This window comes from Undibacterium sp. CY21W (assembly GCF_014284265.1).
In the GTDB taxonomy this organism is placed as follows: Bacteria; Pseudomonadota; Gammaproteobacteria; order Burkholderiales; family Burkholderiaceae_D; genus Undibacterium; species Undibacterium aquatile.
On record NZ_JACOGE010000001.1, the window covers coordinates 413998 to 426898 of the forward strand.

10 protein-coding genes are annotated in these 12901 nt (G+C 52.1%); 6 read left to right on the top strand and 4 right to left on the bottom strand.

The genetic code is table 11. From position 1 onward, the window contains the following. The first annotated feature begins 81 nt into the window (after window positions 1-81). Window positions 82-828 (top strand): TorF family putative porin, encoded by a 747-nt coding sequence (locus H8K29_RS01815; RefSeq protein WP_186896171.1) that lies wholly within the window; start codon window positions 82-84, stop codon window positions 826-828. Window positions 829-894: 66 nt separating this feature from the next. On the opposite strand, the gene H8K29_RS01820 is transcribed toward H8K29_RS01815, so the two are convergent. After that, window positions 895-2001, bottom strand: a complete 1107-nt coding sequence (locus H8K29_RS01820) for a nickel/cobalt efflux transporter (RefSeq protein WP_186896172.1) — start codon at window positions 1999-2001, stop codon at window positions 895-897. A gap of 10 nt (window positions 2002-2011) precedes the next feature. Then, window positions 2012-2299 carry a metal/formaldehyde-sensitive transcriptional repressor gene (locus H8K29_RS01825; protein ID WP_186896173.1) on the bottom strand — a complete coding sequence of 96 codons (288 nt, stop codon included), beginning with the start codon at window positions 2297-2299 and terminating at the stop codon, window positions 2012-2014. 217 nt (window positions 2300-2516) lie between these two features. On the opposite strand from H8K29_RS01825, the gene H8K29_RS01830 reads away from it, so the two are divergent. Further along, window positions 2517-4493: an autotransporter-associated beta strand repeat-containing protein gene (locus H8K29_RS01830; RefSeq protein ID WP_186896174.1), complete on the top strand. Its 1977-nt coding sequence runs from the start codon at window positions 2517-2519 to the stop codon at window positions 4491-4493. Window positions 4494-4611: 118 nt separating this feature from the next. Here H8K29_RS01830 and H8K29_RS01835 read toward each other — a convergent pair whose 3' ends face one another. Then, a complete protein-coding gene (locus H8K29_RS01835) occupies window positions 4612-6546 on the bottom strand; it encodes a sigma-54-dependent Fis family transcriptional regulator (RefSeq protein ID WP_186896175.1) in 1935 nt (644 codons plus the stop codon). 320 nt (window positions 6547-6866) lie between these two features. Here H8K29_RS01835 and H8K29_RS01840 point away from each other — a divergent pair, with 320 nt between their 5' ends. The 3 genes from H8K29_RS01840 (at window position 6867) to H8K29_RS01850 (ending at window position 10237) form a co-directional block, all read left to right on the top strand. Continuing rightward, window positions 6867-8387 (top strand): aldehyde dehydrogenase family protein, encoded by a 1521-nt coding sequence (locus H8K29_RS01840; RefSeq protein WP_186896176.1) that lies wholly within the window; start codon window positions 6867-6869, stop codon window positions 8385-8387. A 215-nt stretch (window positions 8388-8602) separates the two neighbouring features. Beyond that, complete coding sequence (locus tag H8K29_RS01845; protein ID WP_186896177.1) at window positions 8603-9754, top strand: iron-containing alcohol dehydrogenase; 1152 nt, start codon at window positions 8603-8605, stop codon at window positions 9752-9754. 105 nt (window positions 9755-9859) lie between these two features. Beyond that, a complete protein-coding gene (locus H8K29_RS01850; protein ID WP_186896579.1) occupies window positions 9860-10237 on the top strand; it encodes a DUF779 domain-containing protein in 378 nt (125 codons plus the stop codon). Window positions 10238-10313: 76 nt separating this feature from the next. Here the strand turns inward: H8K29_RS01850 and H8K29_RS01855 are convergent, their stop codons facing one another. Then, the gene (locus tag H8K29_RS01855) at window positions 10314-11180 is read right to left on the bottom strand and encodes a LysR family transcriptional regulator (RefSeq protein WP_186896178.1); all 867 of its coding nucleotides are present in this window, start codon (window positions 11178-11180) and stop codon (window positions 10314-10316) included. 64 nt (window positions 11181-11244) lie between these two features. Here H8K29_RS01855 and H8K29_RS01860 point away from each other — a divergent pair, with 64 nt between their 5' ends. Then, window positions 11245-12480 carry a YbfB/YjiJ family MFS transporter gene (locus H8K29_RS01860; protein ID WP_186896179.1) on the top strand — a complete coding sequence of 412 codons (1236 nt, stop codon included), beginning with the start codon at window positions 11245-11247 and terminating at the stop codon, window positions 12478-12480. Window positions 12481-12901: the final 421 nt, after the last annotated feature.

Consider the following 12901-nt stretch of genomic DNA (forward strand, 5'->3'; position numbering starts at 1 on the left):
CGTCACTCAGCGAATTGAAATTTGCGGCGGACGATGAACATCAATCAGAACGACATTGTCGTTATCATGAAAGGAAGTGCTATGAAAAAAATACTTGTTGCAGCAATTTTCCCGACCTTATTTTCTGTGGGCTATGTCCAGGCGCAGGAAGTCAAACCTGAAATGAAGCCGGACAACGAAGTCAGTTTTAATGCTGCGCTGACTTCCGACTACCGTTATCGCGGTATTTCGCAAACACGTCTGCAAGCAGCTTTGCAAGGCGGTGCTGATTACGTTCATAATCCTAGCGGATTGTATGCGGGCGCATGGTTTTCCAGCATTAAGTGGACGAAAGATGCGGGCGGCGGCGGTAATCTTGAAGCGGATTTGTATGCTGGTCGCCGTGGTGAGATAAACAAAGACATCAGCTACGACATCGGTGTTCTGACTTATGTTTATCCTTCCAATGGATTGGCCACGGATGCGAATACCACCGAGGTTTACGGGCAACTGACCTATGGCCCGGCCTACGTGAAGTATTCACATGCGGTCACCAATTTATTCGGTATTGCTGACAGTAAAAACAGCGGCTATCTCGATCTGGGTGCCAACATCGACGTCGCCACTGGGCTGACGTTGAACATCCATGCGGGGCATCAACAGGTGAAAAATAACAGTGCCAGCAGCTATACGGATTGGAAAATCGGCATCACCAAAGATTTCGGCGTCTTGACAGGCGCTGTGGCGGTAGTTGGTACGAATGCCAGTGAGACGAGCTATGCATCGCCTGCAAACGGGAAGTTTCTTGGTAAGACCGCCCTAGTCGTCAGCATCAGCAAAACGTTTTAATGCTGGGGCAGGGCGCAAGCTCAGGGCTGATAGCGGAGCGGCTTTTCTTGCCGCTCTTTACTCATCTTATTTCAGTAAGCTATGCAAGCCCTCATAAGCCAGGTAGAAGCCGACCAGTAAAATCAGCGCGCCGGATAAATACGGCGCTCTGCGGGCAAATGTGCCGAAACCGCTCCAGCGTTTCGAGATGTGTTTGATGCTCAATGCGGCCAACACGCCAGACATGACCATGGTCAGCGCCAGGCCAATGCTGAAACTCAGCACCAGTGTTGCACCCAGCGCGACCTTTTTCAGTTGCAGGCAGAGCAGCAAGACCGTGATCGATGCCGGGCAGGGAATGAGGCCGCCGGTTAAACCGAACATGACAATTTGTCCGGTCGTTACTTCGCGGTTGGTGAAGCGACGGCGTATGTCGTTCGCATGGGCAAGTTCATGCGCATCCTGATAGTCGTCACCGGCCACGTCAAGGCCGTCTGACTCAGTATGATGATGTTCATGTTCTGTGAAGTGCACGACATATTCATGCGAGTGGCTGCCATGACCTAAGTGCAAATGGGCAGAGAATTCATGCGGCTCAGGAATCGTCTGTTCCGACTCCATGAAGCCTTCCCGTTGCACAAAGCTGAAAGTCTGGTGATCTTTCTCGTTACGCACGGTTTCTAACGTCAGTTGTTCCGCCGTCCAGACGTGATAGTGCTGCTTGTCCTGATTGTCTTGATAGAGCCGGAACCGTGGCGGTACACCATCTTCAAATATCTCCAGCCGCACAATGCCATGCCCCGTATCGATCTCTTGCATATCGTCGTGGTGGTGATGGTGAGCATGATGTTGATTACGCCAGGTACGCCACATCATCCAGACGGCGATGCTGATAATCAGGATCGCGGACACAACCTGTAAGTAAGGTTCAGTGGCTTCGGCATTCCATTGCTGGCCGAAATACATACCGGCCAGTGCGATGATCCAGACGATCACGGTGTGCGACAGGGTCGCCGACAGCCCCAGCAAAACGGCCTGTGTCAGCGTACCGCGCACGGCGATGATAAATGCCGCCATCATGGTTTTTGAATGGCCGGGTTCCAGTCCGTGTAAAGCGCCAAGCAGGATGGCGCTGGGAATAAACAGCCACGCATTCGTTGCGCCTTGTTGCAGCAGAGTTGAGAATTCAATCATGTTGAGCGCTTTATTTTAAGTAACTTTTCACCACATCGATCAGCTGTTCGCGTGCATCGGTGTGATCTTCATTGTGTTCAGTGTTGTCATGCGGTGCGTCAATCAGATGCGTGCGTATGTGGTCTTCCAATACCGTGGCGAGCAAGCCATTCATCGCGCCGCGGCAACTGGTGATCTGATGCAGAATTTCCATGCAGCCTTTTTCCTCCTCCAGTGCCCGCTCTATGCTATCGAGCTGGCCACGGATACGACGCACCCGGTTCAGTAGCTTTTGCTTATCTTTAATCGTATGGCTCATATCAAATAAAATAGGGTAGGGGGGTATACTATATCTCATTCAGTAAATACTTAAAAATAAGTTTTACGCCTGAATCGGTGAGTTATTTTTCATCACAACCTGTATTGAATGAACGGTGTCACAGGGATGACATACGCCGCCCTTATAGTGAGCGCCCGTATTCGACTTGTTCTATTCGTTGATTCGGCCGACCCATTCATCTCACTGTGTATAGAAAATGATAAAAACCTCATTTCCGCTACGTACGATTTCCGCCGTTCTGATTTCTGGCTTCATGTTTGTCGCTTGTGGCGGATCTTCCGATTCGGTCGTGGCGACGGCGCCGTTAGTTATTCCGGATGCACCCAAAGGTTCCGGCGTTACCGATAGCGCGCCGGTTGCTGACGAAAGTAAAGTGCTTCCTTACGTTGACTTTGCTTATACCAATCAACGCGGCGATGCACGCTATGCGACCTTCCAAACCAACGCCGGTGTGCGTGTCGTTGCGGGCTTTCTGCAACTCTGGCAACCGCGCAGTCTGTTGGTGGATGCGGGTTCTCCAGCCGCAGCGAATGGTAGTTTTCCCGCAGTGACAGCATCGGATTGGACTGGTATTCCAGGTGATGCGACCGATGGCAAAGTGCTCAACACGACGATACACAACGCCAATATTCAGTATGTAGTCGACGCAACTAAAGTGCGTACGCCTGAGCAGGAACTCGCCGCCTATCTGGATGATCGCCGCAACAAGGGATACAGCATCAGCGATGGCATGGGCCCGTTGACGCAGGCATGGCGTAGCAGTGCGCAACAAACCACCACCATCACCGACATCGCGGCGGATGCGACGACTGTGCGCTATGACGATAAAGGCAATGATACCGGCGTCGGCAGCAGTACCAACACCAGCTTTGGTCTCGCGGTCGATTTTGTTAATAACATCGGTGAAAATGGTTCTACCGAACCTGCCAAACGTTTCTTCAAATATGCCCGCCCATGGCGCTGGAACAGCAATGTCAAGGTCGTCGCGGCGCTGGAACCAGCGAAAAGTACCACCCCGGCAACCGATGGCGGTTATATCAGCGGTCACTCTGCGGAAGCGGTGCGCAAGGCGATTGCGATGGCGTATCTGGTGCCGCAGCGCTATCAGGAAATGCTGGCGCGGGGGCTGGAACTCGGTGAAAACCGTATCCTCGCTGGCATGCATTCTCCGCTCGACGTGATCAGTGGCCGCGTACAGGCGCAGGCCGTGGCGACAGCGAGTATTGCCACTGGTGCGAATGCTAAGAATGATCTGAAAACGCAGGCATATCAACAGGCACAATCCGGTTTGCAAAATGCCCTGAAACTGAGTGATGCTAATGCTTTACAGACCTATGCCCATAGCGGCACGGCGGCGAGTGACCGGTTTGCTGACTACCAGATCAATAAGGCAAATTATCTGCGTCGTCTGACTTTTGGCTTGCCAGCGATGGGCGACGCCAGCAAACCAGCTGTCGTACCAAAAGGGGCGGAAATATTACTGGAAACGCGTTTGCCTTATCTCGATGCAAATCAGCGTCGCGTTGTGCTGAAAACTACCGCATTGCCATCCGGCTATCCGATTCTGGATGATGAAGAAGGCTGGGGTCGCTTGAATCTGTTCGCGGCGGCGGATGCTTACGCTGCATTCAACGGCGATGTCAGCGTCACGATGGATGCAACGAAAGGTGGCTTCTTTGCACAGGATAGCTGGAGAAATGACATCATCGGTATTGGTCGCCTGACGAAACTGGGTACGGGTATCCTGCGTCTGAGCGGTAATAACAGCTACAGTGGCGGCACGATTATCAGTGCAGGCACGCTGGCAGCAGACAGCAATCTGGCATTTGGTAAAGGCGATGTTTATCTGAATGGTGGCAAGCTGGTGCATAACAGCAAATTGCCTTTGCAACTGCTGGCAAACTACACGCAACTCACTGGCAGCGCGCTGGAAATCGTCGCCAACAGCAGTAACCTCGGCAAAGTTCAAGTCGCAGGTGCAGTTGCGATTGATGGTGCGGCCAGTCTGAATCTGAAATTTGCTGCCGATTACAAACCCGCGGCAGGAACCGTACTGACAATACTGAGCGCAAAATCGGTCGGTGGTAAATTCGCTACCGTGACGGTCGATGGCTTTCCTAAAGCGACGGTCACTTACAACGCAGATTCCGTCACTATCCGTTTAGATGTCTGAGTGATTGCTAGTCACTTTGCTAGTGACTTATCGGTCGTAACAATAAAAAACACTGGCTCGCGAGCCAGTGTTTTTTTATGCGTCATCAGAAAAAATTTTGCCGGAATTGTCTGACGGATTAAGTCTCTTGCAGCTTGCGGTACAGCGTTTGTCGACTGATACCTAATTCGCGTGCCGCTGCCGAGACATTGCCATTGGCATTGGCGAGTGCCTGCCGGATCGCTTTCATCGAACGTGCATGTAAGCTGAGTTCTTGTGGCTCACCAGCGTTGTCGCTGACGATTGGCGCAGCGGCTTTCTGAGCAGTCGGCGCCCGCAACTCTGCGACCAAATCGTCTGCCAGATGTTCCCAACTGATGCAGTGTTGGTCATCATCCCGTAAAGCGACCGCAGCGCGCAGCACGTGGCTGAGTTGACGCAGATTGCCGGGCCAGTGAAAGGTTTTCATCGCGCTCAGCAGATCGGGTGCAATGTGCAGATCGCTGTCCGGTGCAAATTCTTGCAATAGTCTTCCGCATAAAAACTCAAAATCCGTCCGCGCCCGTAACGCAGGCAGGCAGACGTTTAAACCATTGATGCGATAAAACAGATCTTCGCGGAAACGGCCAGTAGTGATGCTGTTTTTTAAATTTTGATGGGTGGCGCAAATTAAATTGAAATCCACCGCCACCGGCGTGCTGCTTCCCAGCGGTGTGACCTGACGTTCCTGTAACACCCGCAGCAATCGTGTTTGTAAGCCTAAAGGCATATCGCCGATTTCATCCAGAAATAAAGTGCCGCCCTGCGCTTCTCGCAAACGTCCTTGTGCACCTTGTTTTGTCGCGCCGGTAAATGCGCCAGCGACGTAACCGAATAATTCGGCTTCGATCAGATGTTCTGGAATCGCTGCACAATTCACCGCGACAAACGGCTTATTCCGGCGCAGTGATGCCCGGTGTGTTGCCTGTGCAAACAATTCTTTACCAACCCCGGATTCGCCCGTCACCAGTAAAGGAATCGCCTTGTCGATGACCTTGCGTGCTCTCTCGCTTGCGGCCAGCCACTGGGCATCTTCATTTTTCGTCGTCGGGGATATGGGTGTTGCCGGAGGGGCTTTTGTATTGGCGCTTAGTGCTTGCCGCGCCAGGCTGTGACTATGTACTTGCGCAAACAACATGCCGCCATCTTTGGTTCGCAGCGTTTCAGGCCGTATCACTGCGCGCTGGTGAAATGACAGTATCTGTTGAAATTCTGTCTCGAATAAATCCGACCAGCAGGTTGCCGCGATGTCTTTGTACTGCAATTTTAGTAATGCCAGCCCTTTACGATTCGCGCCAGTCAGCCAGCCATCTTCTGAAAATGCCAGCACACTTTGCGCTACCGAGCCCAAACCTTCGGCGCGCGGATGCAATTGCACGATAATCTGATGCTGACAAGCGCTCAGTACCATGCTGTTTTCTATCATTTGTGCCGCTGTAGAGACCAGACCCAGCGTATGCGGATGGCGGCTGCGATGGTCGCCGGAGATATCCAGTATCCCCATCAACCTACCTTGTGCGGACAAGATAGGTGCCGCAGCGCAGGTCAGAAATTCATTATGCTCAAGATAATGTTCCGCCCCGTGAATCTCGATTTCATTTGCCTCAGCCACTGCCGTGCCGATCGCATTGGTGCCGCGCTGATTTTCCGCCCAGGTGGCACCGCATTTCAATGCGACACGGTCAGCCTTATTCAGAAAATCCAAATCACCCAGCGTATGCATCAGTACACCTTGCGCATCGGCCAGTATCACCATGCTATGGCTGTGCCGCACCTGTTCAAACAGATATTCGATCACCGGTTCTGAATGGCTGATCAGCTCATGATTGAAATGACGCGCATGTTGTAAATTGCTGCTGCTTAAATTGTCTTCACATTCGACCCGTCCTACCGGGAAAAGCCCTGCCGACAAGCTGCGTTGCCAGGATTGTGCAATGCGATCATCAATGCCCGGAGCCGGAGCTATGCCATATTCGACCAGTTGCAAACGGGCCTGCTTCAGATGGGATGAGGGCAGAATGGCGTGGTTGCGCATGAACTTGTCTCCTGCGGCATCGGTATTTGCCGCTGTGTTTACTGCTGCTTTTACTGCTTTTTTTGCCACTGTTATACCTGTCTCATTTTGTGTCAGGTGTCACAGACATCAGCGGACAGTTGACAACTATCTTAGCAGGAATCCGTCGGCAAAAGTGCATGTATAGCCGTCTTCATTGCTTTCCTACAGACGACGCCAGACGGGAAAGCAGGTCAGATTATCTTGTCATCCGATGTTGGCATGGCTTTTGCGAATAGTGGCGCTGACCAGCGCAAAAAAACTTTGTGACTGTCAATAACAACTAACTGAAGGAGACAACCTTGATCTATGAAGCCCCAGGTGCTGCAGGCGCCAAAATCCAATATAAATCCCGTTACGACAACTTCATCGGCGGCAAATGGACTGCGCCTGTGAAAGGCGAGTATTTTGATGTCATCACCCCGATCAACGGCAAAGTCTATACACAGGCAGCGCGCTCCACAGCCGAAGATATCGAGCTGGCGCTGGACGCGGCACATGCTGCAGCCGATGCCTGGGGCAAAACCGATGCCGCCACACGCTCGAATATCCTGCTGAAAATTGCCGACCGTGTCGAGGCGAATCTGGAATTGCTGGCCTATGCCGAAACCGTCGACAACGGTAAAGCGATACGCGAAACGCTGAATGCCGATATTCCACTGACCGCCGATCACTTCCGCTATTTCGCCGGTTGCGTGCGGGCGCAGGAAGGCGCCTTGTCGAATATCGATGAAACCACCGTCGCTTATCATATTCAGGAACCGCTCGGCGTCGTCGGGCAAATCATTCCGTGGAATTTCCCGATTCTGATGGCTGCATGGAAACTGGCTCCGGCGCTGGGCGCAGGTAATTGCGTCGTGCTGAAACCAGCTGAATCCACGCCGATCTCGATTCTGATTCTGATGGATCTGATTGCCGATCTGTTGCCACCTGGCGTGCTCAATATCGTCAACGGTTTCGGGCGCGAAGCCGGTATGCCACTGGCGACCAGCAAACGTATCGCCAAGATTGCGTTCACTGGTTCGACCAGCACTGGCCGCGTGATCGCGCAGGCCGCCGCCAATAATCTGATTCCGGCCACGCTGGAGCTGGGCGGCAAATCGCCGAACGTCTTCTTTGCCGACATCATGGATAAAGACGACGAATTTCTCGATAAAGCCATCGAAGGTCTGGTCTTGTTTGCCTTCAATCAGGGCGAAGTCTGCACCTGCCCATCGCGCGCGCTGATACAGGAATCGATTTACGAAAAATTCATGGAACGCGTATTGAAACGCGTTGCCGCGATTCAGCATAAAAATCCGCTGGATACCGACAGCATGATGGGTGCGCAGGCCTCCAAAGAACAACTGACAAAAATCCTCTCGTATCTGGATCTCGGCAAACAAGAAGGTGCCGAAGTGCTGGCGGGTGGTAGTCAGGCGCATCTGGGTGGCGATCTGGAAGGCGGCTACTATGTGCAGCCTACGCTGTTCAAAGGCCACAACAAAATGCGTATCTTCCAGGAAGAAATTTTTGGCCCTGTGCTGGCAGTGACAACGTTCAAGGATGAAGCTGAAGCGCTGGCGCTGGCCAACGACACCTTGTATGGTCTGGGTGCCGGTGTATGGAGCCGTAATGGTAACGTCGCGTATCGCATGGGTCGTGCTATCAAAGCGGGTCGCGTCTGGACTAATTGCTACCACGCTTACCCAGCGCATGCAGCGTTCGGTGGCTATAAAGAATCCGGTATCGGACGTGAAACGCACAAAATGATGCTCGATCATTACCAACAAACCAAAAATCTGCTGGTCAGCTACAGTGAGAATAAACTCGGCTTCTTTTAATTTCCATGGGGAGTTAAGTCTCTGATTTGGACAGGTGGCTCGTCACCTGTCCATAGTGCCCCTTGTAGTGTTGATTGAATATTTGCAGGACTTACGCAAAAATCATCACTGCGGCGTTATGACTCCTCTCCGTACTGTGCGTACTGTCTTCGCCGCCATACCTTGCCGCGACAAATTTACGTAAGTTCTTATTTAAAAAAATTAAGGAAATCGTTATGGGCGTTTCACAATTTTTTATGCCAGGTAAAAACATTCTTGGTTTGGGTGCTTTAGATGAGGGAATTAATCAAATAGGACAAATGGGCTATAAAAAAGCCTTAATCGTCACGGACGGCGCTTTATCAAAAATGGGTTTAGCAAAAACCGTCGCCGATAAGCTAGCCGCCCAAGGTATTTCGGCAGACGTATTCGATGGCGTGCAACCCAATCCAACCGTTGGCAACGTCAATTCCGGCCTTGAAAAACTCAAAACCGCGCAAGCCGATTTCATCATCTCTTTGGGTGGTGGTTCATCGCATGACTGTGCCAAGGGCATTGCGCTGGTTGCGAGCAATGGCGGGAAAATTGAGGATTACGAGGGCTTAGATAAATCCAAAGTGCCACAAATGAGGCTCATCGCCGTGAATACAACGGCAGGAACCGCGTCTGAAATGACGCGTTTTACCATTATCACGGATGAAACCCGGCACGTTAAAATGGCGATAGTCGACAGCCACGTGACACCATTTTTATCCATCAACGATTCAGGTTTGATGGAGGCGATGCCCGCTGGCTTGACTGCGGCCACGGGGATGGATGCATTGACACATGCAGTTGAAGCCTATGTTTCAACGATTGCCACCCCCCTGACTGACGCTTGTGCAGTCAAGGCCATAGAGTTAATCGGACGCTATTTGCCGATTGCGGTCAAAGAACCTAAAAATCAGGAAGCACGCGAGCAAATGGCCTATGCGCAGTTTTTAGCGGGTATGGCATTTAACAATGCGTCCTTGGGTTATGTTCACGCGATGGCGCACCAATTGGGCGGCTTTTATAATCTACCGCACGGTGTGTGCAATGCACTCCTTTTGCCACATGTGGAAACGTTTAACTTGCGTGCCGCACAAGAGCGCTTAAATCAAATTGGCGGCATTTTGAATGCCAGCAATCCAGATTTGGCAGGTTTGGGCGTCATTGAAGCGATTAAAAAATTAGCAGATATCGTGGGCATTCCAAAATCGCTCGAAGAATTGGGTGTGAAGCAAGAGGATTTTGCTGTCTTGGCACAAAACGCGCTCAGAGATGTGTGCGGTTTAACCAATCCGATTCAAGCATCGCATGCTGAGATTGTGGGTATATTTGCATCGGCTTACGGCAAACGCTCATAAAATTTGATTGGAACAAGGGTGGCGGATAAAACCGCCATGCCCAATGCATCACAAACCACCGCCTATCTTTAAAAAATAGAGATGGACGGTTTTGGAGGGGCGATTATGGTTGAGCGAGTCACCGCCACACCCGCAGCGCTGGAACTGATACAGCAATTGCAGGCAGAACATGGCAGCATTATGTTTCACCAGTCCGGCGGCTGCTGTGATAACAGCGCAGCCAATTGCTATCTGCCCACCGATCTGACCATAGGCCCCTACGACATCAAACTGGGCGAGGTCGGCGGCGTGCCGTTTTACATAGGCAAGCTGCAATACGACTACTGGAAACACACACAGCTGATTCTGGATGTGATCGACGGCCACGGCGGCACATTTTCATTGGAAGGCGCAAGCGGTAAGGCGTTTCACACCCGTTCCCGCCTGTTCACCGATGCAGAATGGGCTCAGATCGCAGATCAGGTGGCGCACGATCTGGCCTGAATTTTTCCTGTTTTAATTTTAGTATGGCGATCAGCCTGTCGGATATTTTAAGATGTGAAGAAGACCAGTTGTGGCTTCATTTTTTTGTCTTCAGCATTTTGATGAATGCCGTTAATGCTGACGATGCCTGACCCCGCCAGACCAGATGCGTTTTGTTCGACGACACCTGTTTTGGTAATGCATGCTGATTGACTTTGTCATTCGCCTGCAAAGCGCTCAAGACCGATACCGGCACGATGGCAAATCCGGTTCCGGCGGCAACGCAGGCGATCATTCCCTGATAGGAAGCAAATTCCAGCACACGTTGCGGAATCACATTGTGATGGCTTAACCAGTTCTCCAGACATTGGCGATACGAACAGCCCTGCGCAAATGCAATCATGGTGCTGCTGCCTAGATCACTGGGGCTGTGTAAGCGGCTGATTTTGTTTGAAGTGATCAACACCAGTTTTTCCTGAAAGATGGGAATCGATTCCAGTTCCGGCGCTGTGTATGGTTCAGAAACAAATGCTGCTTCGATCTCAAACTGCGTGACGCGCTTGATGAGCGCGGCGGTGGTTCCAGTCATCAGTTCGACAATCACATCCGGATGTTGCTCGTGATAGTGCGACAGTATCGGCGCTAAACGGCTGCCCGCGGTGCTTTCCAGAGAGCCCAGCCGGAACGTACCTTGCGGCTTTCCGGTCTGCATTTCGTTTACCGCTTCGTCTGCCAGACGCAGCAATCGGTGCGCGTAGTTCAGCAGTGTGTGTCCTTCCGTCGTCAACGCCAGCGTACGGCCTTCGCGTCGGAAGAGTTGAACGGCCAGGTATTCTTCAAGTTGCCGTATGCGTGTAGTGACATTCGAAGGCACACGATGCAACTTGCTTGCCGCGCGCACGACGCCGCCTTCTTCAACCACGGTTCGGAATATCAGCAGTGACTCTAAATCTATTGTTCTCATAAAGAGAATCTTAATCCAGAATAATTCATTTGTCAGTGAAGCAGATTTCCATTTTAATGAACGGATGAATACACCGGCATTGCATCCTGCTACACGTCCGCAACACTTCGCCATCATCATCGCTATCGCCGCCATGTTGTCCTTAGCGCTGGCGATGGGAATCGGCCGTTTTGCGTTTACACCTCTGCTGCCATTGATGTTGCGGGACGGCGTGTTGCGCAGCGATGCAGGTGCGTGGCTGGCCGCCAGTAATTATCTGGGCTATCTGATCGGCGCGCTCTGTGCCAGCCGGGTGCGTTTGCCGCCCGCCAGATTGCTGGCACTCAGCCTGATTTGCATTGTGATCGTCACCGCTGCGATAGGCCTTACCTCGTCTGAGCGGATCTGGCTGATCTTGCGTTTTCTGGCTGGTCTGTGCAGTGCATGGGCCTTGATTGCGACCAGCGCGTGGGGGCTGGGCTGGATGGCGAATCTGGCCAGGCCCCGTATGGCGGGGCTTATCTATGCTGGCGTTGGGCTGGGTATCGTCGCGGCGGGTATTTTTTGTTTGTGGGCGGCAGAAAAAATGCCCGCCAGTGAGATGTGGATAGTCTTAGCTTGTCTGGCGTCACTGGTCGCCATATTGCCACTGATCGCCAGCTTTTACTTTCCCTTACCGCCAGTTGCAAACAGCATCGCTGCACCTGTGAATGCCGCGCAAGTATCAGAATCAGCATCAACTTCAGCATCAACTTCAGCGTCCGGTGTGACGGGGCTGATAGTCTGTTACGGCATGTTTGGTTTTGGCTACATCCTGCCAGCGACGTATCTGCCCGCACAGGCAAGACAATTGCTGGATGACCCGCAGATATTCGGCTGGGCATGGCCCGTATTCGGCATGGCGGCTGCCGCATCGACCCTGATCGTTGCTGGCGTGCTCGGCAAGTGCAATCGCCTGCATGTGTGGGCAATGTCCCATGCGCTGATGGCCGTTGGCGTGATCTTGCCCTGCATCTGGCTTTCGATGGCCAGCATCGTACTGGCCGCCTTGTTCGTCGGCGGAAATTTCATGGTCATCACCATGCTGGGGATGCAGGAAGCACGGGCTCGCGCCGCAGCTAACCCGACCGCCGTCCTGGCACGCATGACCGCCAGCTTCGCGTTTGGTCAATTGCTCGGCCCCGTCGTCGTGGCCGTGATGGAGCAATTTGCCGCTGACCACGCAACGGCACTCAGCTACGCGCTGCAACTCGCAACAGCCTGCCTGGTGGCAAGCGCCATTTACTTATGGCGCAGGGCTGAATTGGCTCAACGTCATTGACTGTGTACGGTTCTTAAAATTGTTCGTATAAAGGCGAAATGGTTCTGCCCGCAGGTAGCCCATAGTCTTAACCGCCTTACCTCCGCCAATCGCACCAGTTTCCTCACTTTTAGCCTTTTGAAGGGCTAAATATACTGGGGGGTGTATATTTAAAGCCCCTTGTTTTATGCTGAGAATAAGTCGATTTTGGCACATACTCCCCCATTTTCACCAAAAATGGTCGTTTTAAAACGGCGATTTTCGTACTGTAGTCGGCACAGCAGGAAATACAAATCCGGTGAATATTTTGGGGTGTGAGGTAGATATGTGCACAACGTCGTTGCTGACGAATCAGACCTGATCAGCGGGGTTTTACGGATGTCGGTGAATTTGAAAAAATTGTCTTTTTTAACACCTCGAGTTAAGCTTCATTTCTGTCAAA